Genomic DNA, 22,193 nt, shown 5'->3' with positions numbered 1-22,193 from the left:
CCGCGGATGTGCGTGCGCTCTTGCGAATTCCGATTCCCGAATCCCGAATCCAGCACCGGAGGTGCCCATGTTTGACGCCACCACCCAGGCCAAACGCCGAACCGGACCGCGCGGCAGCTTCGACCTGTGGTTGCTGGTCGCGCTGATCGGGCTGGCCAGCGTGGGCGTGGTGATGGTGACCTCGAGCTCGATTTCGGTGGCTGACAGCCAGCACATCGGTGCGTTCTACTTCCTGAAAAAGCACTTGCTGTTTCTCGGCCTGGGCCTGTTCGCCGCGGGCGTGGCCATGCGCACCGAGCTGAAGCTGCTGGAGAAGTTCGCGTTTCCGCTGCTGGCGCTGGCCTTCCTGCTGCTGCTGGCGGTGTTCGTGCCGCACTTCGGCATGCGCATCAACGGCGCGCGGCGCTGGCTCAACCTGCTGGTCACCACGTTCCAGCCAGTGGAGGCGGTGAAACTCATTCTGGTGGTCTACGTCGCCAGCTACCTGGTCCGCCATCGGGAGAGCGTGGAGACGAAGTTCCTCGGCCTGTTCAAGCCGGTGATGGTGGCCGGCATGATCGTGCTGCTGCTGCTGGCGCAGCCGGACTTCGGTTCGGCCACGCTGGTGATCGCGGTGACCATCGCGATGGTCTGGCTGGGTGGCGCGCGACCGATCTTCCTGTTCCTGATGGGCTTGCCGCTGATGCCGCTGCTGTATGTCGCGGCCACCGGCGAAAGCTACCGCATGAAGCGGCTGACCTCGTTCATGGATCCGTGGAAGGATCCGTTCAACGACGGCTTCCAGCTGACCCAGTCGCTGATGGCGATCGGCCGTGGCGAATGGACTGGTGTGGGCCTGGGTTCCAGCGTGCTGAAGCTGTCCTACCTGCCCGAGGCACATACCGACTTCATCTTCGCGGTGATCGGCGAGGAGCTGGGGCTGGCCGGGGTGATTCTGGTGATCAGCCTGTTCGGGTTGGCGGTGGGGCGTGGCCTGTACATCGGCCTGAAGGGGGTCGAAGTCGGTCAGCGTTTTGCGGGTTACGTTGCGTTCGGCATCTCGCTGATGCTGGCGATGCAGGCGTTCGTCTCGGTCGGCGTGAATCTCGGCGCCTTGCCGACCAAGGGCCTGACCTTGCCGTTGATCAGCTACGGCGGCTCGTCGATGGCGTTGACCTGTGCCATGGCCGGCGTGCTGCTGCGTGCCACTTTCGAAATCAATCGCGCGCTGGACGCGCGCCAGATGGCCACCCGCATGCCGTCGGCCATTGTGGCAACCGATGCGAATGTCGCGGCGAAGCCGCGCGAGGCGGTGGCCGCATGACCGTGCAGCGTCCCGTGCTGATCATGGCCGGTGGCACCGGTGGTCACATTTTCCCCGGCCTGGCCGTGGCCGACTGCCTGCGCGCCCAGGGCGTGCCGGTGGTCTGGCTGGGTGCGGTCGGCGGCATGGAGACCAGGGTGGTGCCGGCGCAACGGATCGAGCTGCGCACGGTGGTGGTCGGCGGTTTGCGCGGCAAGGGCTGGAAGACGCGCCTGCTGGCGCCGCTGATGCTGTTGCGCGCGTTGTTCGCCTCGATCAGTGTGCTGCGCCAGGTGAATCCGCGCAGCGTGCTGTCGATGGGCGGCTACGTTGCCGGCCCGGGTGGACTCGCCGCCTGGCTGTTGCGTCGCCCGCTGCTGGTGCATGAGCAGAATCGCGTGGCCGGCTTCACCAACCGTCAACTGGCCCGATTGGCGAAACGCGTGCTGGCCGGTTTCGCCGATGCGCTGCCGCAGGCCGAATGGGTCGGCAATCCGGTGCGCAGCACAATCGCGGCGTTGCCGCCGCCGGCTGCGCGCATGGCCGGGCGCGACGGTCGACCGCGCCTGCTGGTTCTGGGCGGCAGCCTGGGCGCCCGCGCGTTGAATCTCGCCTTGCCGCAGGCGCTGGCCCAGCTGACGCCGGCGCAGCGACCCGACGTGTTGCACCAGTGCGGCAGCCGCGGCCTCGACGAGGCGCGCCAGGCGTACGCGAAGGCCGGCGTCGAGGCACAGGTGGTGGCGTTCATCGATGACATGGCCGCCAGCTATGGCTGGGCCGATCTGGCGGTCTGTCGCGCCGGCGCACTGACCCTGGCCGAACTGGCCGCCGCGGGACTCGGCGCGGTACTGGTGCCGTTCCCGCACGCGGTGGACGACCACCAGACGCGCAATGGCGAAGTCTTGATGGCGGCGGGAGCGGCCGAACTGATGCAGGAGAGTGAGCTGGACGTACAGATTCTGGCGCAGCGACTGGAATCGCTGCTGGGTGATCGCAACCGACTGCTGGCGATGGCCGAGGCTGCGCGCACGCTGGCCAAGCCCGATGCCGCACAGGTGATTGCGCAGGCCTGCCTGGAGGTTGCCGCATGACCCCGCGTCGCTTGCACGCCCACGAAGATCCGATGAGCACCTTCCGCCGGGTGCATTTCATCGGCATCGGCGGTGTCGGCATGAGCGGCATCGCCGAGGTGCTGCACAACCTGGGCTACGCGGTGTCCGGCTCCGACCGCGCGAACTCGCCGACGGCGCAGCGCTTGCAGCAGCTGGGCATCGCCGTGCACATCGGCCATGCGGCGGAGCACATCGGTGATGCCGACGTGGTGGTCACCTCCAGCGCGATAAAGCAGGACAACCCGGAGCTGGTCGCCGCGCGTGCGGCACGCATCCCGGTGATTCCGCGCGCCGAGATGCTCGGCGAATTGATGCGCTTCCGCCGCGGCGTGGCAATTGCCGGCACGCATGGCAAGACCACCACCACCAGCCTCACCGCCAGCGTGCTGGCCGAAGCGGGCTACGATCCGACCTTCGTGATCGGTGGCCAGCTCAATGCGGCCGGCGCCAACGCGCGCCTGGGCACCGGTCAGTATCTGGTCGCCGAAGCCGATGAATCGGACGGCTCGTTCCTGCTGCTGTCGCCGGTGATCGCGGCGGTCACCAACATCGACGCCGACCATCTGGAGAACTACCACGGCGATTTCGCCGAGGTGAAGAAGGCCTTCGCCGACTTCCTGCACCGGCTGCCGTTCTATGGCCTGGCCGTGCTGTGCGTGGATGATCCCGAGGTGGCCGTGCTGGCGAAGTCCACCACGCGTCGCGTGATGACCTACGGCATCGACACGGCGGATGCCGACGTGCGCGCACTGAATGTGAGCCAGCACGGTTTCGAAATGCACTTCGAGCTGCAGTTGCCGGGGCGCGATGGATTGCTGCCGGTGAAGCTCAACCTGCCGGGCCGGCACAACGTGCTGAACGCGCTGGCCGCCGCGGCGATCGGCTGGCAGCTCGGGGTCGAGGCGAGCGCCTTGGCACGTGCATTGGAGAATTTCGAAGGCGTCGGCCGGCGTTTCCATCGGCGCGGCGAACTCGCACTGGATCAGGGCAGCGTGCTGCTGATCGACGACTACGGTCATCACCCGCGCGAACTGGCCGCCGTGTTCGCCGCCGCCCGCGGCGGCTGGCCGGAGCGTCGCCTGGTGGTGGGTTTCCAGCCGCACCGCTACAGCCGCACGCGCGACCTGCTGGATGACTTCGCCAACGTGCTGGCCGAGGCCGACGTGCTGGTGCTGACCGATGTCTACCCGGCCGGCGAAGCGCCGATTGCCGGCGCCGACGGCCGCGCGCTGGCCCGTGCCGTGCGCGCGCGCGGCAAGGTCGATCCGGTGCTGGTCGAGCATCCGCGCGATCTGAAAGACAGCCTGCCGACCCTGCTGCGCGATGGCGATCTGCTGATGCTGCTCGGCGCCGGCGACATCGGCTCGGCGGCGGTCGAGCTGGCCCAGCTCGGCCACCTGAGGACAAACAAGTGAGTACCCAAGAGAAGATGGCCAGGATCAGCGACCCCGCCCAGTTCGGCCGCGTCGCGGTGGTGATGGGCGGCAGCTCGGCCGAGCGCGAAGTGTCGCTGGATTCCGGCCGCAACGTGCTGGCCGCGCTGCAGGCACGCGGCATCGACGCGCAGGCGATCGACGGCATTCCGGCCTTGCTCGATGCACTGCGCGCCGGCCACTTCGCGCGCGTGTTCAACATCCTGCATGGCCAGCATGGCGGCGGCGAAGACGGCGTGCTGCAAGGCGCGCTGGAGTCGCTCAACGTGCCTTACACCGGTTCGGGCGTGCTCGGCTCCGCGCTGTCGATGGACAAGACCCGCTCCAAGCGCGTGTGGCAGTCGCTGGGTCTGCCGACGCCGAAGTTCGTGGCCTTGCCGCGCGGCGCGGATGTGCATGCGGCGGCGAAGCAGGTTGGTTTCCCGTTGATCGTGAAGCCGGCTTGCGAAGGCTCCAGCGTGGGCGTCACCCGCGTGTTCGACGAGTCGCAGCTGGACCAGGCAGTCGAACTGGCGGCGAAGTATCCCGGCGACCTGTTGATGGAGACGCTGATCGAGGGCGACGAGCTGACCGTCGCCATTCTCGGCCGCCAGGTGCTGCCGTCGATCCACATCGTGCCGAAGGGCGCTTTCTACGATTACAACGCGAAATACATCGCCGAGGACACGCTGTACCTGTGCCCGGGCCTGGAAGGTGACGCCGAGGCGGAACTGCGCGCGCTGGCCTTGCAGGCCTTCGATGCACTGGGCTGCGCCGGCTGGGGTCGGGTCGACGTGATGCGCGACCGCGCCGGCGGCAACTGGCTGCTGGAAGTGAATACCGCGCCGGGCATGACCTCGCATTCGCTGGTACCGAAAGCGGCTGCTGCTGCCGGCATCGATTACCAGGAACTGTGCTGGCGCGTTCTGGAAACCAGTTTTGGACCGCAAGTCGCCGGCTCCAGCGATTCCCGAATGCCGAATCCCAAATTCCCCGACTCCACCGGAGGCGCCCAGTGAAGGGAACCGTCCGCCTCGTCGCCTGGTGTCTGGCCATCGTGCTGGTCGCGCTGCCGATCGTCGGCGTGTTGCGCGGCTGGTTTGCGGCCGACCGCTGGCCGGTGACCCAGTTGACGGTGCAGGCCGAGTTCAAGCACGTCAGCGAAAGCGACATCCGCGCCGCCGTGCGCCCACGGCTGGGCAAGGGCTTCTTCGCGCTGGATCTGGATGCCGTGCAGAAAGCCGTGGCCGCGCTGCCATGGGTGGAATCGGTCGAGGCACGCAAGCGCTGGCCCGATACCCTGCAATTGCGCATCTACGAACGCCAGCCGTTTGCCCGCTGGAACGACAGGCAGCTGATCAGCCGCCAGGGACTGGTGTTCGACGCGCCGGGCATGGACCACATCGGCGACCTGCCGGAACTGCATGGTCCGGATGCCCGGCTGGCCGAGGTGGTGAGCTTCTATGCCGAAACGCGCAAGGCCTTCACCGGCACGCATCTGCAGATCACCGGCGTGTCGCTGACCGAACGCGGCAGCTGGAGTATCGGCACGGCCAGCGGCGCGCAGATCGTGATCGGCGATCGCGAGGAGGCCGGCCGCCGCCTGCGCCGCTTCCTCGATGTCTACCCGCAGCTGGTCGTCGGACATGCCGACGGCTTCAGCTACGCCGACCTTCGCTACACCAATGGATTCGCCGTGCGCTGGCCGCAAGCGGCCGCCGCCAACGCTGGGGATTCGCCTCGCACATGAGCATTCTTCTATGAAGCCGCGCAACGACAAGCAACTGGTGGTCGGTCTCGACATCGGCACCTCCAAGGTGGTGGCGATCGTCGGCGAATACGAACCGGGCGAGCCGATCACGGTGATCGGCATCGGCACGCACGTATCGCGCGGCATGAAACGCGGCTCGGTGGTGGACATCGAATCGACCGTGCACTCGATCCAGCGCGCGGTCGAGGAAGCGGAGCTGATGGCCGGCTGCGACATCCGCTCGGTGTACGCATCGATCTCCGGCAGCCATCTGGAGACCCGCAATTCGCACGGCAACGCGGCGATTCGCGACCGCGAGGTCACCGCCAGCGACCTGGAGCAGGTATTGGAAGCGGCCAGCGCGGTGGCGATTCCGGCCGATCGCAAGGTGCTCTACAAGGAGTCGCAGGAATACCGCATCGACGGCCAGGACGGCATCCGCGCACCGATCGGCATGAGCGGCGTGCGGCTGGAGGCGAACGTGCACCTGGTCACCGGCGCGGCCGCGGCGGTGCAGAACGTCACCAAGTGCATCCAGCGCTGCGGGCTGACCGTGGACGAACTGGTGCCCTCGGCTCTGGCCAGTGCCAAGGCGGTGTTGACCGACGATGAGCGCGAGCTGGGGGTGTGCCTGGTCGACATCGGTGCCGGCACCACCGACATCGCGATCTACACCCAGGGCTCGATCCGCTACACCGCCTCGCTGCCGATCGGCGGCGACCAGGTGACCAGCGACATCGCCTACGGCGTGCACACGCCGACCGCGCATGCGGAAGAAATCAAGATCAAGTACGCCTGCGCGCAGACCGGGCTGGCGCATGCCGAGGAAACCATCCAGGTACCCAGCGTGGGCGATCGCCCGCCACGCCGGCTGGCGCGGCAGTCGCTGGCGCAGAGCGTGCAGGCACGCTACGAGGAGATCTTCGAGATGGTGCAGGACCAGTTGCGCCGCTCCGGCTACGAAAGCCTGGTCGCGGCCGGCGTGGTGCTGACCGGTGGCGCTTCCAAGATGGAAGGCGCGCTGGAACTGGCCGAGGAGATCTTCCACAAGATGGTGCGGATCGGCGTGCCGCAGCAGATCGACGGCCTCGGCGAAGTTGTCTCCAGTCCGCTGCACGCCACCGGCGTCGGTCTGCTGCTGCATGGCGCGCGCGCCGGCGGCATGCGGATGGGCGGGCCGGTCGGCGGCAGCGTTGGCGGCCTGGTCGGCAAGCTGCGCGGCTGGTTGACCAGGAATTTTTGAGCATTCGGTTTCGGGTGGCGCAGGAAGCGTTGCCCAGGGTGGAGGGATATCCACCCACCACCATGGACCGACAGGAGTCGTCATCCATGGTTAAAACGACAACAACTCTACGGAGGACGGGAAATGTTTGAATTGATTGAAAAACTCGCACCCAATGCAGTCATCAAGGTGATCGGCGTGGGCGGCGGCGGCGGCAATGCCGTGGCGCACATGCTGAACTCCAACATCGAAGGCGTGGAATTCATCGTCGCCAATACCGATGCCCAGGCGATGACCAGCTGTGGCTCGCGTACCCACCTGCAACTCGGTGGCAACGTGACCAAGGGTCTCGGCGCCGGCGCGAACCCCGAGGTCGGCCGGCAGGCCGCGCTGGAGGACCGTGAGCGGATCGAGGCGATGCTCGAAGGTGCCGACATGGTGTTCATCACCGCCGGCATGGGCGGCGGCACCGGCACCGGCGCCGCGCCGGTAGTGGCCCAGCTGGCCAAGGAGAAGGGCATCCTCACCGTGGCGGTGGTGACCAAGCCGTTCCCGTTCGAGGGGCGCCGGCGCATGCAGGTCGCCCTGAAGGGCATCGAGGACCTGTCCCAGCATGTCGACTCGCTGATCACCGTGCCGAACGAGAAGCTGCTCAGCGTGCTCGGCCGCGAAGTCACCCTGCTCAACGCGTTCAAGGCTGCCAACGACGTGCTGCAGGGCGCCGTGCAGGGCATTGCCGACCTGATCACCGCTCCGGGCCTGATCAACGTCGACTTCGCCGACGTGCGTACGGTCATGTCCGAAATGGGCCTGGCGATGATGGGTTCGGGTACCGCTCGCGGTGATGACCGCGCCCAGGCTGCCGCCGAAGCGGCGATCAAGAACCCGTTGCTGGAAGACGTCAACCTCAATGGCGCCTGCGGCATCCTGGTCAACGTGACCGCCGGTCCGAACCTCACCATGCGCGAATTCGACGAGATCGGCCGGATCATCCACGACTTCGCCAGCGAAGACGCTACCGTGGTGATGGGCACCTCGCTCGACCCGGAAATGAAGGACGACGTCCGCGTCACTGTGGTCGCCACCGGCCTCAACCGGGCCATGGCCTCGCGCCAGCAATCGCCGATCCGCATGGTGGAAACCACCCAGCAGGTGCAGATGCGCCCGCGTCCGGTGGTGCTGCGCACCGGTACCGGCAATGAGGTGGTCGACTATGCTCAGCCTGACGTGATGCATTCAAACCAGGGCAGGACCGAGCCGTCGGCACCGGCGAAGCATGCCGAGCCGGGTTTCGACTATCTGGATATCCCGGCGTTCCTGCGCCGCCAGGCCGACTGAGGGAGTGAGGGTGACTTCCGGCAGGCTGACTTCTGACAGGTTGTCCAAGTCCGGGGAGATGCGAAAGTATTGAAAAAATTCTCGCTGGGCGGATCAATGGCAGGTTCGCCGGGCATCGTCGCTTGCCGACGGTGTCGGCGCAGGCCGAGGTGCTCATGGCTGGCGCAGCGAAGGGTGTGACGGATTCCTGCTGGTGATTCACCGTGATACCGCAACAAGACTGTGCGTCAGGACGATGCACGGCCGGTCACCACGGTTTTGCCGTGATGACGGGTCCGATGTCCCGTGCCGGATTCCCGTCCCAGGCACGGGGCGTCGTGTCACTCGAGGTTCCCGTCGGGAAATGAGATCGATACCCGTCGCTTCAGGGATGAAGGAACCATGAAGGCTTAATCAGACTGTACGGTACGGTTTGCTTTTATCGCAGGTTAAAACTGTGTTAGCATCCGCTCCTGATTGGCTGCTGCCTACACAGGTACCAACAAAAATGATCAAGCAGCGTACCCTCAAGAACATCATCCGGGCGACTGGTGTTGGCCTGCACACCGGCGACAAGGTCTACATGACCTTGCGTCCTGCAGCGCCAAATACCGGCATCGTGTTTCGCCGAGTCGATCTCGATCCGCCGGTGGACATCCGCGCTCGCGAAGATCACGTCGGCGATACCCGACTGTCGACCACCCTGGTCAACGGCGATGTGCGCGTCTCCACGGTCGAGCATCTGCTGTCGGCGATGGCCGGCCTGGGCATCGACAATGCCTACGTCGACCTGTCCGCGCCGGAAGTTCCGATCATGGACGGCAGCGCCGGTCCGTTCGTCTTCCTGCTGCAGTCTGCCGGCATCGAAGAACAAAACGTGGCCAAGCGTTTCATCCGCATCAAGAAGCCGGTGAAAGTGCAGGAAGGCGACAAGTGGGCCAGCTTCGAGCCGTTCGAGGGCTTCAAGGTCGGCTTCTCGATCGACTTCAATCACCCGATCATCAGTCAGCGCACCTCGCGCGCCGAGATCGACTTCTCCACCACCTCCTTCGTCAAGGAAGTGAGCCGCGCGCGCACGTTCGGTTTCATGCGCGACATCGAGATGCTGCGCGAGCACAACCTGGCGTTGGGCGGCTCGATGGACAACGCCGTGGTGCTCGACGACTACCGCGTGCTCAACGAGGACGGTCTGCGTTACGAGGACGAGTTCGTCAAGCACAAGATCCTGGACGCCATCGGCGACCTGTACCTGCTCGGCCACAGCCTGATTGGCGCCTACCACGCGCACAAGTCGGGCCATGAGCTCAACAACAAGCTGCTGCGTACGCTGATGGCCGACGCTTCCGCGTGGGAAGAGGTCACCTACCACGAAGATCCGGCCGTTTCGCCGATCTCCTACGCTCATCCCGCCCAGGCGATCTGAGCCGAACGCCGCATCGCGGCGCATGTTGCGAATGGACGGCCGTGTCGCGAGACACGGCCGTTTTTCGTGATGGGAATCACATTTTCATCGGCGGCGACTTCACGTCCTGAAGACATCCACGGTTTCTCTTAACAAAGTGCATGCTATAAACCTCACACCGAATTGACGGACGGCGACTTCAGTCCGCGTCGGCAGCAGGGGAATCAGCGGTTTCGGCGAGGGACGCCAGCTCAAGGAACAGTGCCCGCAATTCGGGGTCTGTGAATGACGCGGCGGCTGCCACAAGGTGGGCGGCTGCGGCAGGCGAAAGCGGTTTTGACCGATCCGGTGGCGTTGCAACCGGTGGTGGGGGGACCACTTTCACGGTGACTGAACTGGCGCGCGTGCCGATGGCGTGCGCGGCGGCAAGGATTTGTGTCTGCATCATGCGCAGGCGCGATGCCCAGCCCGGTGAAGACGCCAGAAAGACGAGGCGGTCGTGGCGCAGGTTGGCGAATCTCACCTGCTCGCGCAACGGCGATGGCAACGTCTGGCGCAATGCGCGATCCAGCGCTTCCAGCGACTCGGCCTTGCGGGCCAGGGTCGCGAAGGAGCCGCAATCGACAAGCGACTTCGGTCCATTGTCGCGGCGGCGGGAAGTGGCCGGGGTAACGCGTTGCATGGTGCCGGCAATCGATCTTGGAAAGACATGCAAATCATACTCGTATCACGCGCCCGCAAATTGCCGCAAACCCTTGATCTGGCGAATCGGCGCTTGCGCTGGAAGCTGTTGGCGGCGCTCTCGCTGGCGGTGCTCGGCTGCATGGGTGCCGGGATGGCGCTGGCCCTGCTGGTGGCCAGTCCGCGGGACCGCTCGCTGGCTGAGATTCATTCGCTGCAGCAGGAAATCCGTCAGCAGAAGGCCCAGTTGGGCGGCGTGCGCGAGGATGCGCAACGCGGACTGGACGCGCTGGCCGTCAAGCTGGGTCAGTTGCAGGCACAGTCGACCCGGCTGAATGCACTCGGTGAGCGTCTGGCCGAGGTCGGCAAGCTCGACGACGGCGAGTTCAATTTCGATCAGCAGCCCGCCGTGGGTGGCGTGGAGGACGCCGGTGGCACCGCCTATGCGCTGCCCCCGGCGCTGGATACCAGCATCAATCAGCTGTCCAGCCAGTTCGATCGCCAGCAGGCCCAGTTGTCGGCGCTGCAGAGCCTGCTGATGGACGCCAAGATCGAGTCCAACCTCAAGCCGACCGGCATGCCGGTCCCAGGCTACATTTCTTCGTATTTCGGCGTGCGGGCCGATCCGTTCGATGGTCATTCGGCGCGGCACACCGGGATCGACATCTCGACCCCGCTGGGCACCCGGGTGCATACCGTGGCCGAGGGCATGGTGACCTTCGCCGGGGTACGCAGCGGCTATGGCAACGTGGTCGAGATCGACCATGGCAACGGATACATGACTCGTTACGCGCACAACAGCGCGCTCGAAGTCCGTCCGGGGCAGCACGTGCAGGTCGGCGACGTGATTGCCAAGGCCGGCTCCACGGGCCGCTCGACCGGTTCGCACGTGCATTTCGAGGTGTGGTACGACGGCCGCGTGGTCAATCCGCTGGCGTTCGTGCGCAATCACCGCTGATGCCATCCCCGCTCACCTTTTCGCGGCGATTCTCCATCCCTTGAATCGGGCGCCGACTGGCGCCATTCAGCATGTTGGATGCGGCACTTTGCTGCCGCGCGCATCCGCTCAAGTCCGGTCTGACGGGCGGTGCCGAGTGGGCATGTAGTAACATGCCCGATTGGCCCGCGCCTGTGGCGGGCGTTTCAATTCTCCAACCCGGAAAAACGATGTTCAATCGTGCCCTGACGAGCCTGTTTGGTAGCCGCAACGAACGCGTGCTGCGCCAGATGTCCAAGAGCGTCAACCGCATCAATGCGCTGGAGCCCGAATTCGAGAAGCTGAGCGACGACGAGCTGCGCGGCAAGACCGAGGAGTTCAAACAGCGCGTCGCCAGCGGCGAGTCGCTGGACAGGCTGCTGCCCGAAGCGTTTGCGGTGGTGCGCGAGGCAGCCAAGCGCACCCTCGGCATGCGCCACTACGACGTGCAGATGATCGGCGGCATCGTGCTGCACCAGGGCAAGATCGCCGAAATGCGCACCGGTGAGGGCAAGACTCTGGTCGGCACGTTGCCGGTCTACCTCAATGCGCTGGCCGGCAAGGGCGTGCATGTGGTCACCGTGAACGACTATCTGGCGCGGCGCGACTCGGCCCAGATGGGCAAGCTGTACAACTTCCTGGGGTTGAAGGTCGACGTGGTGTATCCGGGCATGGATCACGCCGACAAGCACGCGGCCTATGCGGCCGACATCACCTACGGCACCAACAACGAATTCGGTTTCGACTACCTGCGCGACAACATGGCGCTCAGCAAGGAGCAGCGCTACCAGCGCGGCCTGCACTACGCCATCGTCGACGAGGTGGACTCGATCCTGATCGATGAAGCACGCACGCCCTTGATCATTTCCGGCCCGGCCGAAGACTCCCCGCAGTTGTACCTTGCGGTGAACAAGATCGTGCCGCAGATGATCCGCCAGACCGAAGAGAACGGCGATGGCGATTACTGGGTCGACGAAAAGCAGAAGCAGGTGCATCTCTCCGAGGCAGGCATGCAGCACGCCGACGAACTGCTGCGTGCCGCTGGCGTGATCGAGGAGGACAGCGGCCTGTACGACTCCAAGAACCTGGCCGTCGTGCATCACCTCAACGCCGCGTTGCGAGCCAACGGCATCTACCAGCGCGACGTCGACTACATCGTGCGCGATGGCGAAGTGATCATCGTCGACGAATTCACCGGCCGTACGCTGGCCGGGCGACGCTGGTCCGACGGCCTGCACCAGGCGGTCGAGGCGAAGGAAGGCGTGCCGATCCAGCGCGAGAACCAGACGCTGGCCACGGTGACGTTCCAGAACCTGTTCCGCATGTACAAGAAGCTGGCCGGCATGACCGGTACGGCCGACACGGAAGCGTTCGAGTTCCAGAGCATCTACGGCCTGGAAGTGGTGGTGATCCCCACCCACAAGCCGATGATCCGCAAGGACAACCCGGACATGATCTTCCTGTCGCAGACGCCGAAGTACAACTCGGTGATCGAGGACATCAAGGATTGCCACAAGCGCGGCCAGCCGGTGCTGGTGGGCACCACCTCGATCGAGGTGTCCGAGCTGCTCTCCGACCTGTTGAACAAGGCTGGCGTGACGCACGAAGTGCTGAACGCCAAGCAGCATGAGCGCGAGGCGCACATCGTGGCCCAGGCCGGTGCGCCTGGCCAGGTCACCATCGCCACCAACATGGCCGGTCGCGGTACCGACATCGTGCTCGGCGGCAGCCTGGAAGTCGCCTTGGCGGCGTTGCCGGAAGATGCCGGCGAAGTCGATCGCGCCCGCGTCAGGGCGGAGTGGAGGAAGCTGCACGAACAGGTGCTGGCGGCTGGTGGCCTGCACATCATCGGCACCGAACGGCATGAGTCGCGGCGCATCGACAACCAGTTGCGCGGCCGCTCCGGCCGCCAGGGCGACCCGGGTTCCTCGCGCTTCTACCTGTCGCTGGAAGACAACCTGCTGCGCATCTTCGGCGGCGAAGGCCTGGTGCGCTGGATGAAGCGCTTCGGCATGAAGGACGACGACGCGCTGGAAGATCGCATGATCAGCCGGCAGATCGAGAAGGCCCAGCGCAAGGTCGAGCAGCACAACTTCGACATCCGCAAGCACCTGCTGGAATTCGACGACGTCGCCAACGACCAGCGCAAGGTGATCTATCGCCAACGCGACGAGCTGCTCGATGGCGAGGAAGTGCAGGCGACCGTTGCCGACATCCGTGATGACGTGGTGCAGTCGATGGTGCGTGCCTACGTGCCGGATGAAAGCATCGACGAACAATGGGACCTCGCCGGGCTTGATCGCGAGCTTGAAAGCGAGCTGGGCCTGTCGCTGGACCTGAAGCACTGGATCGAGCAGCAGCACGAGATCGACGCGAAGATGATCCTCGAACACGTGCATGGCGCGGTGAACGAGCTGTTCCAGGCGAAGGAAGCGCAGATCGGCGCCGAAACCATGCGCCAGCTCGAGAAGCACATCATGCTGACCGTGGTGGACAATGCCTGGAAGGATCATCTGGCGAGCATGGATTACCTGCGCCAGGGCATCTACCTGGTGGGCTACGCGCAACAGGATCCGAAGCAGGCGTTCAAGCGCGAGTCGTTCAAGCTGTTCTCCGGCATGCTCGACCGCATCAAGTCCGAAGTGATCCAGATGCTGGCGCGCATCCGCGTTCGCAGCGAAGAGGAAGTTGCCGCGATGGAGGCCGAACAGCAGCGCCTGGCTGATCGCCTGCAGCAGCAGATGCTGGCGTCCGGTGGCGGTGCGCCGCCGGCCGGTGCGTTCGGCGGCGTGCCGGAGCAGGCGTCGGCGGTGGGTGCGGGCATGCGTCTGGCGCAGCAGCAGGCGTCACCGGACGGTCCCAAGGTCGGTCGCAACGAGCCATGCCCGTGCGGCTCGGGCAAGAAGTACAAGCACTGCCACGGCCAACTCGCCTGAGCGCGAAGAGCAGGAGTGAGTGAAGAGGAGTGAGAAAAGAGAGAAAGCCGCACAGCCTTCTCTCACTACTCACTCCTCTTCACTCACTTCTCGCTGTTCAGTCCTCGCCGCCGGGCGGCCGCTTCCGGTGGGGTTCGGCGTCGACCGTGATATAGCGCAGTTCGCCGCCATCCAGCTGCAGTGCGGTGAGCTGTCCGCCCCACACGCAACCGGTATCGATCGCGTGCACGCCCAGTCCGGCGAAACGACCCAGGGTCGACCAGTGGCCGCAGACGATGCGGGTGTCGCGCTGGCGCATGCCGGGCACCGAGAACCACGGATACAGCCCGGGTTTCTGCGTGCCCGGAATGCCCTTGGCATCGAAGTCGATGCGGCCGTTGACGTCGCAGTAGCGCATGCGCGTGGTGGTGTTGATGGTGGCGCGCTGGCGATCCAGCCCCTGCAAGCGACTGGACCAGACGGCCGGGCGATTGCCGAACAGGTTGCGCAGCAGGCGCGGGTGACGCGGGCTGGACAGTTCACGCTCCACGTCCTGCGCGGCACGCAGCGCCTGCCGCAGTGTCCACATCGGGGCCAGCCCGGCATGCACCATGGTCCAGTTGAGCTGCTCATCGTGGTGCACCAGCTTCTGCGAGCGCAGCCATTCGAACAGCACGGGCGCATCGTCGGCGAACAGGACTTCGCGCAACTCCGGGTTGACCCGCGCCTGCGCATCCGGGCGACGCTGGGCGATCGCCAGCAGGCTGAGATCGTGGTTGCCCAGGGTGATGATGCTGGACTCGCGCAGACTGTGGATCAGCCGCAGCGTATCGAGCGACTGCCCACCGCGGTTGACCAGATCTCCGCAGAACCACAGCTGGTCCTGCGCCGGGTCAAAGCGCAGCTTCTCCAGCAGGCGTTGCAATTCGGGATAGCAGCCCTGCACGTCGCCGATCGCGTACGTCGCCATGTCAGCCCCTGACCATCAATGCAGCGTACGCGGGATGGACAGGGTGAATGTCGGGATGGGCGCCTCGAACTCGGTGCCGTCGTCGGCCAGCATCTGGTAGCTGCCGCCCATGGTGCCGACGGATGTTTCCAGCACGGCACCCGAGGTGTACTCGAAATCGTCGCCAGGACGCATCCAGGGCTGCTCGCCGACCACGCCCTCGCCACTGACCTCTTCCACCTTGCCGTTGGCGTCGGTGATCATCCAGCGTCGGGCAAGCAGGCGCGCCGGCATGGCGCCGGCGTTGCGCAGGGTGATGGTGTAGGCGAAAACGTAGCGATTGTCACCGGGCTTCGACTGGTCCGGAACAAAACGGGTCTGGACCTGCACGTCGATCGTGTAGGAAGGTTTTTCAGTCATGTCGCGATTGTACGGCCTGCCGCCGCGATTGGGTGGCGTTGCCCCAACCTGGTCGCTCAGCGCTTGCCGTAGACCTTGGCCAGCCGCACGAAATCAGCCGGTGCCAGGGTCTCTGCGCGCGCGCGCGGGTCGACGTCGGCGCTGCGGATCGCATCGGCATCGAGCAGCTGTCGCAGCGCGTTGGACAAGGTCTTGCGGCGCTGTCCGAACGCCGCCCTGACCACGCTGTAGACATCCTCGGGCCGGGCATCGTGCAGCTCGTCCGGTGGCAATGGCACCAAACGCACCACCGCTGAATCCACCTTCGGTGGCGGCCGGAAAGCTTCCGGCGGCACTTCGAAAAGCGGTTCCACCCTGCACGCCAGTTGCAGCATCACCGACAGCCGTCCATACGTCTTGCTGCCGGGTTCGGCGGCCATGCGATCCACCACTTCCTTCTGCAGCATGAAGTGCATGTCCTGGATGGCGGCGGCATGTTCGACGCAGTGGAACAGGATCGGACTGGAAATGTAGTACGGCAGGTTGCCGGCGATGCGCAGGCGCGGAACGCCGTGGCTGTGCGCCATGGCGCTGAAGTCGACGTTCAGTACGTCGGCATGGACGATATGCAGCTCACCTGCACCGGCGGCGCGTGCCTGCAGGGCGGGGATGAGGTCGGTGTCCAGTTCGATCGCGGTGAGTTTGCCTGCCGCCGCCAGCAGGGGCAGGGTCAGCGCGCCCTCGCCGGGGCCGATCTCGACGACGAAATCCTCGGCGCGAGGCTGGATCGCGCTGACGATCCAATCGATGTAGCGACGGTCGTGCAGGAAGTGCTGGCCGAAGCTTTTCTTGGGACGCGCGTTCATGAGGCCAGGAGTGAGTGATGAGGAGCGGGAAGCGAGAGAGGTGTCGGGCGGCTTTTACTCACTTCTCGCGCCTCTCTACTCGCCGGTGCACCAGCGCGAGCGCCATGTTGGCCGCGGCGATCAGGCTGGCGGGATCGGCGGTGCCGGTACCGGCCAGGTCCAGCGCGGTGCCATGGTCGACCGAGGTGCGGATGAACGGCAGGCCGAGGGTGAGGTTCACGGTGCGGTCGAAGGCTTCGCTCTTCAGCACGGGCAGCGCCTGGTCGTGATACATCGCCAGCACCGCGTCGTAATGCCGGCGTTGGGCCGGCACGAAGGCGGTATCCGCCGGCAGCGGCCCGAGCAATTGCATGCCTTCGTGGCGCAGGGTCTGCATGACCGGGATCAGCGTATCGATCTCTTCATGGCCCAGGTGGCCGCCTTCGCCGGCATGCGGATTGAGTCCGAGCACGGCGATGCGCGGCTGCGCCAGGCCGAATTTCGCCTGCAGCTCGGCATGCATGATGCGCAGGGCGCGGGTGAGAACGGCAGGCGTGATCGCCGCCGACACCGCGGTCAGCGGCAGGTGGGTGGTGGCCAGCGCCACGCGCAATTCCGGGCTGGCCAGCATCATCACCACATCGGCATGCGCGCGCTCGGCGAAGAATTCGGTGTGTCCGCTGAAAGGGATGCCGGCATCGTTGATCGAGGCCTTCTGCAGTGGCGCGGTGACCACGCCGGCATAGCGGCCTTCCATGCAGCCGTCGGCAGCTTCGGCCAGCGTGTCCAGCACATGGCGGGCATTGCGCGGGTCGGGTCGACCGGGAACCTCGGTGACCGCCAGCGGCGTATGCCGCACGCGCAGCGTGCCGGGCCGACGCTCAGTGGCGTCGCTGCCATCGTCATCGACCAGCGTGACGGGCAGCCCGCAGCGCGCTGCTGCACGTTGCAGCAACGCACGGTCGGTGATGGCGATCAGGTTTGCCGACAAGGACGTGCCTGCCAGTCGGATCAGCAGTTCGGGGCCGATGCCCGCCGGCTCTCCGGCAGTGACCGCGAGCCGGGGCAGCGGCATGGCGTGCAATCCCGTCTACGGCGACTTGGCGGCGGCCTGGTCGTCCGCACCGCGCAGTTCGGGTACCAGGATGTCGACATAGGCGTTGGAACGCAGGTCGCGCAGATAGTCGTCGTAAGCCTGCTCGGACTTGCGTGTACCGATCGCCTGACGTGCCTGGTCGCGTTCGATCTGCACGGTCTGGTCGCTCTGGCGTTCGCCCAGGCGCTGCAGGATGTGCCAGCCCGCATCGCTCTGGAACGGCTTGGACACCTCGTTGTCCTTCAGCTGGGCGAGCTGCGTGGCAATCGCCTGACCGGCTGCCTGCGGCGCGAACCAGCCCATGTCTCCGCCGACGTTGGCCGAGGTGTCGTCCTTGGAGTATTCCTTGGCCAGGGTGGCAAAGTCTTCGTGCTTGTCGACGATGCGCTGGTAAAGGTCGCGCGCCTTCTGCTCGGCCTGCGCCGGGGTCACCAGCTCGCTCGGCCGGATCAGGATCTGGCGGGCATGCAGTTCGGTGACCATCTTGCGGCTGTTCTCGCGCTGGCCGATCAGCTTGAGGATGTGGAAGCCGGTCGGGCCACGCAGCGCCGGGCTGACGTCGCCGGGCTTCATCGTGGCAATCGTGTCGGCGAACGCGGGCGGAATTTCGTCCATCCGGCGCCAGCCCAGGTCACCGCCGTCCAGCGCATCGGAGGCATCGGAATAGCGGATCGCGGCGGCGTTGAAATCCATGCCGCCCTTGATCGCGGCCAGCGCCGCCTCGGCCTTGGCCTGGCTGGCCTGGATGGCCGCCGCGTCGCCGCCACCGGGAATACTGACCTGGATGTGTGCCAGATGCACTTCGCCGCCCTTGTAGGTCGGGTTGCTGAGCAGGTTGTCGATCTCGCTGTCGGTCACCGAAACGGCATCCTGCACCACATTCTGGTGCAGGCGCTGCACGGTGATCTGGTCGCCGATCTGCTCGCGGAAGGCAGCGAAGCTGGCACCGCCCCGCTCGACCTCGGTGCGCAACTGCTCGGGCGTGAGATGGTTCTGCTGCGCCACGCCCTGGATCGCCTGATCGATGTCGGCATCGGACACCCGGATGCCCTGGTCCTGCGCCTTCTGGATCTGCAGGCGCATCAGCACCAGTCGGTTGAGCACCTGCTGCTGCAGCACGTTCATCGGCGGCAATTGTTCGGTGTGGCCGGCATACTGCTGTTGCACCGAAACCACGGCGTCGTTCAGCTGGCTCTGCAGGATCACATCGTCGTTGACCACCGCCACGATCCGATCCAGTGGCTGGCTGGCCGGGGCAGCCGGGGTCAGCAGCTGGGCGTGGGCCGGGAGCATGATCGCAAGCGCGAGCAAGAGGGATGCGAAGGTTTGCTTCATCAGTGAAAAGCCTGGTCGCCGCAGCGAGTGTGTTTATTGATAGCCGAGAATATCACGGCGCAGCAGGGGGTCGATCTGGCCACCGGTGGAACCGAGGCCCTTGAACACCACCTCGAACATCACCGCGTTGTCTCGCCGGTCGAGCTTGCCAGCCGCCGTGACCGGACCGTAGCCGTAGTAGGCCTGGTTGACATAGCTGCGACCGACCAGCCGCAGGGCGACGCAGCAACTGTCGTACTCCACGCCAGCCAACGCATCGATGCTCTGGCGGTCTTTCACCGAATAAGTCCACGATCCCACCAGCCGCCAGCGTTCGGATACGGGGTAGACCACGGAGGCGCTGTATTGTTCCAGCAGTCCGCGCCGGTAACGGTAGGAGAAGTTGAAGATGCCGTCGGTGGCGATCCGCCGTTGCAGCTCCAGCACGCCCATGTCGGTGAGCCGGCTGTTGGGGCTCCACTGATAGGAGCTGGCAAGGCGCCAGCGGTCGTTGAGGCGCAGGTCGAACTGGGCCACGTAGTCGGAATGGGTCCAGTCGGTGCCTGGCACCACGCTGGTCTGCCCGTTCGGCAGTTGCACGCGCTGCGGGCTGAAATAGTGGATCTGGCCGATGCTGGCCGAGAGCCGCTCCACGCCGCCCTCGTCGAGCAGGCGGGTGGTCAGCGCCGCGGTGAGGTTGTTCGCATCCATCTGGCGGTCGGCGCCGGAGAAGCGGTTCGGCGAGAACAGCTGCCAGTAGTCGAACGTCATCGCGTTGGTGTTGAACAGCGGCAGATCGTTCTGGTTGCGATACGGCACGTACAGGTAATAGAGCCGTGGTTCCAGGGTCTGCGTATAGCTGGAGCCGAACAGCGAGGCATTGCGGTCGAACACCAGCCCGGTATCCAGGCTGACTACCGGTAGTGAACGGCTTGGCGACTTTTCGCCGAAGGGCGTGCTTTCGCCGCTGCCGAGCAGACCGAAATAGCCATAGTTCTGGTAGCCGCCATCGAGCTGGTAGGCGGTGTAGCGGTACGCCACCTTCGGTCGCACGAACCAGGCCGACGTGCCGAAGTCGGCGGCCAGATAGGGATAGAGATCCTCGCGCTGACCTTCGACGTAGCCGTTCTTGCGGAAGGCAACCGCCTCGCTGTCCAGGCCGAATTCGAGCCAGTTCGACACGGGCACGTCCATGCTGAAACGTGCATAGGGCAGCTGCTTGTACGGCAGCCCGGCATCGGTAACGAACGGATTCACGTTCTGATAGATGGTGCCGCCGACGGAGGCGTTCCACCACTTGCCGCCACCGACGATGGCGGCATTCGAGGTCAGGGTGTAGATCGCACTGTGACTCAGGCTGTCGCCGAAGTCGTACAGGTAGCTGCTGTCCGACGCGTGGTTGTATGAACCGACGAACTGCCAGCCTTGCCACAACTGCGTGCTGTCGGAGAACTGCACCAGGTAGCGCGAGTCGCCCCGGGTGTCGGCCAACCCGTCGCTCTGGCCATGATCCTTCGGCAGGTATTGCAGGTTGAGCTGACCCACGCTGCCCGGCACCAGGTAACGGAACTCTCCGCCCAGCATCGCGCCGCGTGCGCTGTAGTAGCGCGGATCGAGCGTGGCGTCGTAATTCGGCGCGAGGTTGAGATAGTACGGCGTGCTGACTTCGTAGCCGGACCGCCCGCTGTGCCCGATGGTCGGGTACAGGAAGCCGCTCTTGCGCCGATCATCAATGGGAAAGCTGAAGTACGGCAGGTACAGGAATGGCACCTTGCCGATGCGCATGGTGGCGTCGCGCGCCACGCCAACGCCTGCGGTCTTGTCGATGGTGATCGACTTGGCGCGGAACTCCCATATGTGATGACCGACATCGCAGGTGGAGTACGTGGCCTGCGAATAGCGGGTGTGCTGCGCGTCGAGCATCTGGCCCTGGCTGGCGGTGCCGTTGCCACGCGCATCGAGCATCTGGTAACGCACATCGTTGGCGACGCCCTGGCTGGCGTCCGTGTTGCCGCGCATGTGCGAAGCGGCCAGCAACTGCCCGGCATCCTGATAGCGCACGTTGCCGCGTGCGTCGTAATCGGTGCTGCCGTTGTTGTAGTCGATGCGGTCGGCCCGCAGCAGCTGGTCGGCGCGTTCCAGCCGCACGTCGCCACTGAGGTGGTAAACCGACTGGTTCGAACTGTCCACGTGCTGCGCCTGCACCTGGGTGGGGCTGGTGTCGCGCACGCTGCTGTCCCGCATCAGGGTGGGATCGTAGAACTCCAGCAACGCATTGGGCCGGCACATCGCGTAGTTGAGCGGGCGCGGCGCGCAATGGAACGAGCCCAGCGGGCAGGCCAGAGCGGCCTCCCCGGAGGCCACGCCGGAGGCGGGGCTGCGGTCATTGCTGGCATCAGCCTGTCCGCCCATCAAGGCGAGTGCGGCGGCGACCGCCAACAGGCGGCGTGGAGGTAGCTTGCGCGTCACGGGAAATCTGCCGGCTTCGAAGGCTCGTTAAGCTAACAGAAAGCCCCCTCCGACGGCAGATGGCTGTTCGCCTGGCACGCTGGCGATTCAGCCTGCGGGGGTGGCTGGCCAGGCGTCGAGCCACCCATCAATCCATCAGTGCGCTGACGTGAGCACCGCTGCTGGCCGCCAGCGCAGCCAGGTCGTAGCCGCCTTCCAGCGAGGAAACCAGTCGGCCGCCAGCGTGCGCATCGGCCAGGGCAACCAGTCGCTCGGTGATCCACGCGTAGTCTTCGTGGCCCAGTCGGATATCGGCCAGCGGATCGCTGCGATGGGCGTCGAAACCGGCGGAAACCAGCACCAGCTGCGGCTTGAAGGCATGCAGCCGCGGCAGCAGCACGCTGTCCCACAGCTCGCGGAATTCGTGGGAGCCGGCGCCGGGCGAGAGCGTGCTGTTGCAGATATTGCCCACGCCACGCTCGTCCTCGCGGCCGCTGTCCGGATACAGCGGGGATTGATGGCTGGAGGCGAACAGCACGCGCGGGTCGCGCTCGAAAATGTCCTGCGTGCCGTTGCCGTGGTGCACGTCGAAATCGGCGATCGCCACGCGTTTGAGGCCATGCACGGCCAGTGCATGGGCGGCCGCCACCGCGATGTTGTTGAACAGGCAGAAGCCCATCGCGCGGTCGCCGGTGGCGTGATGGCCGGGCGGCCGCACCGCGCAGAAGGCCCGTCGCGTGGTTCCGCCAAACACCGCATCGACCGCGGCCACCACCGATCCCGCGGCGCGTAGCGCCGCTTCGGTCGACCCGGCGCCCATCACGGTGTCCTGGTCCAGGGCGAGCATCTCGCCCGCTGGCGCACCGGTCAGGATCTCGCTGACGTGGGCAGCGCCGTGCACACGCAACAACTGCTCGCGGGTCGCCAGCGGTGCCTCGATGCGATCAAGCGCGGCAAACCGATCGTGATCGAGTGCCTGCAGCACCGCGCGCAGCCGGGATGGCCGCTCGACGTGGCCCGCTCCGGGATCGTGCAGCAGGCAGGCGGAATGGGTGTACAGCCGCAGCATGCGG

The 22,193-nt window shown here is 65.7% G+C and carries 18 protein-coding genes; 10 read left to right on the top strand and 8 right to left on the bottom strand.

Translation table 11 applies throughout. The features are described 5' to 3' along the window. The first annotated feature begins 67 nt into the window (after positions 1 to 67). From ftsW to lpxC, 8 genes are all read left to right on the top strand, one after another. Positions 68 to 1,303 carry a putative lipid II flippase FtsW gene (gene ftsW, locus ACQGNJ_RS15290; protein WP_426690112.1) on the top strand — a complete coding sequence of 412 codons (1,236 nt, stop codon included), beginning with the start codon at positions 68 to 70 and terminating at the stop codon, positions 1,301 to 1,303. Continuing rightward, on the top strand, positions 1,300 to 2,373 hold the full coding sequence (murG, locus tag ACQGNJ_RS15285) for an undecaprenyldiphospho-muramoylpentapeptide beta-N-acetylglucosaminyltransferase (RefSeq protein WP_426690111.1): 1,074 nt from the start codon (positions 1,300 to 1,302) through the stop codon (positions 2,371 to 2,373). Before ftsW ends, murG begins: the two co-directional genes overlap by 4 nt. After that, a complete protein-coding gene (murC, locus tag ACQGNJ_RS15280; protein ID WP_426690110.1) occupies positions 2,370 to 3,809 on the top strand; it encodes a UDP-N-acetylmuramate--L-alanine ligase in 1,440 nt (479 codons plus the stop codon). The genes murG and murC overlap by 4 nt, the downstream gene beginning before the upstream one ends. Next, on the top strand, positions 3,806 to 4,825 hold the full coding sequence (locus ACQGNJ_RS15275; RefSeq protein ID WP_426690109.1) for a D-alanine--D-alanine ligase: 1,020 nt from the start codon (positions 3,806 to 3,808) through the stop codon (positions 4,823 to 4,825). The genes murC and ACQGNJ_RS15275 overlap by 4 nt, the downstream gene beginning before the upstream one ends. Continuing rightward, entirely contained in the window at positions 4,822 to 5,556 is a 735-nt protein-coding gene (locus tag ACQGNJ_RS15270; protein ID WP_426690108.1) for a cell division protein FtsQ/DivIB, read from the top strand. Before ACQGNJ_RS15275 ends, ACQGNJ_RS15270 begins: the two co-directional genes overlap by 4 nt. Before the next feature lie 10 nt (positions 5,557 to 5,566). Beyond that, the gene (gene ftsA, locus ACQGNJ_RS15265; RefSeq protein ID WP_426690107.1) at positions 5,567 to 6,799 is read left to right on the top strand and encodes a cell division protein FtsA; all 1,233 of its coding nucleotides are present in this window, start codon (positions 5,567 to 5,569) and stop codon (positions 6,797 to 6,799) included. A gap of 123 nt (positions 6,800 to 6,922) precedes the next feature. Then, a complete protein-coding gene (gene ftsZ / locus ACQGNJ_RS15260; RefSeq protein WP_426690106.1) occupies positions 6,923 to 8,116 on the top strand; it encodes a cell division protein FtsZ in 1,194 nt (397 codons plus the stop codon). Positions 8,117 to 8,603: 487 nt separating this feature from the next. Next, on the top strand, positions 8,604 to 9,518 hold the full coding sequence (lpxC, locus tag ACQGNJ_RS15255; RefSeq protein WP_426690105.1) for a UDP-3-O-acyl-N-acetylglucosamine deacetylase: 915 nt from the start codon (positions 8,604 to 8,606) through the stop codon (positions 9,516 to 9,518). Between the two features lie 178 nt (positions 9,519 to 9,696). On the opposite strand, the gene ACQGNJ_RS15250 is transcribed toward lpxC, so the two are convergent. Further along, the gene (locus ACQGNJ_RS15250) at positions 9,697 to 10,179 is read right to left on the bottom strand and encodes a DciA family protein (protein ID WP_426690104.1); all 483 of its coding nucleotides are present in this window, start codon (positions 10,177 to 10,179) and stop codon (positions 9,697 to 9,699) included. A gap of 27 nt (positions 10,180 to 10,206) precedes the next feature. Between ACQGNJ_RS15250 and ACQGNJ_RS15245 the strand changes: the two genes are divergently transcribed. Next, positions 10,207 to 11,136, top strand: a complete 930-nt coding sequence (locus ACQGNJ_RS15245; RefSeq protein WP_426690103.1) for a M23 family metallopeptidase — start codon at positions 10,207 to 10,209, stop codon at positions 11,134 to 11,136. A 209-nt stretch (positions 11,137 to 11,345) separates the two neighbouring features. Next, positions 11,346 to 14,090 (top strand): preprotein translocase subunit SecA, encoded by a 2,745-nt coding sequence (gene secA / locus ACQGNJ_RS15240; protein ID WP_426690102.1) that lies wholly within the window; start codon positions 11,346 to 11,348, stop codon positions 14,088 to 14,090. A 97-nt stretch (positions 14,091 to 14,187) separates the two neighbouring features. Here the strand turns inward: secA and ACQGNJ_RS15235 are convergent, their stop codons facing one another. The 7 genes from ACQGNJ_RS15235 to ACQGNJ_RS15205 all read right to left on the bottom strand — a co-directional run bounded on the left by ACQGNJ_RS15235 (position 14,188) and on the right by ACQGNJ_RS15205 (position 22,189). Beyond that, positions 14,188 to 15,039 (bottom strand): symmetrical bis(5'-nucleosyl)-tetraphosphatase, encoded by an 852-nt coding sequence (locus ACQGNJ_RS15235; protein ID WP_426690101.1) that lies wholly within the window; start codon positions 15,037 to 15,039, stop codon positions 14,188 to 14,190. Between the two features lie 15 nt (positions 15,040 to 15,054). Continuing rightward, positions 15,055 to 15,438 carry a Co2+/Mg2+ efflux protein ApaG gene (gene apaG / locus ACQGNJ_RS15230; protein WP_426690100.1) on the bottom strand — a complete coding sequence of 128 codons (384 nt, stop codon included), beginning with the start codon at positions 15,436 to 15,438 and terminating at the stop codon, positions 15,055 to 15,057. 56 nt (positions 15,439 to 15,494) lie between these two features. Beyond that, a complete protein-coding gene (gene rsmA / locus ACQGNJ_RS15225; protein ID WP_426690099.1) occupies positions 15,495 to 16,283 on the bottom strand; it encodes a 16S rRNA (adenine(1518)-N(6)/adenine(1519)-N(6))-dimethyltransferase RsmA in 789 nt (262 codons plus the stop codon). A gap of 58 nt (positions 16,284 to 16,341) precedes the next feature. Then, on the bottom strand, positions 16,342 to 17,337 hold the full coding sequence (gene pdxA, locus ACQGNJ_RS15220; protein WP_426690098.1) for a 4-hydroxythreonine-4-phosphate dehydrogenase PdxA: 996 nt from the start codon (positions 17,335 to 17,337) through the stop codon (positions 16,342 to 16,344). A gap of 15 nt (positions 17,338 to 17,352) precedes the next feature. Continuing rightward, positions 17,353 to 18,693 (bottom strand): peptidylprolyl isomerase, encoded by a 1,341-nt coding sequence (locus ACQGNJ_RS15215; protein WP_426690097.1) that lies wholly within the window; start codon positions 18,691 to 18,693, stop codon positions 17,353 to 17,355. Positions 18,694 to 18,726: 33 nt separating this feature from the next. Next, complete coding sequence (locus ACQGNJ_RS15210) at positions 18,727 to 21,141, bottom strand: LPS-assembly protein LptD (RefSeq protein ID WP_426690096.1); 2,415 nt, start codon at positions 21,139 to 21,141, stop codon at positions 18,727 to 18,729. A gap of 127 nt (positions 21,142 to 21,268) precedes the next feature. Next, positions 21,269 to 22,189, bottom strand: coding sequence for a histone deacetylase family protein (locus ACQGNJ_RS15205; protein WP_426690095.1), 921 nt, complete (start codon positions 22,187 to 22,189; stop codon positions 21,269 to 21,271). Positions 22,190 to 22,193 lie beyond the last annotated feature (4 nt).

Source organism: Rhodanobacter ginsengiterrae (assembly GCF_050026815.1).
Classification (GTDB): domain Bacteria; phylum Pseudomonadota; class Gammaproteobacteria; order Xanthomonadales; family Rhodanobacteraceae; genus Rhodanobacter; species Rhodanobacter ginsengiterrae.
The sequence above is the reverse complement of the archived record's forward strand: the minus strand, read 5'-3'. Positions and strand labels throughout refer to the sequence as shown.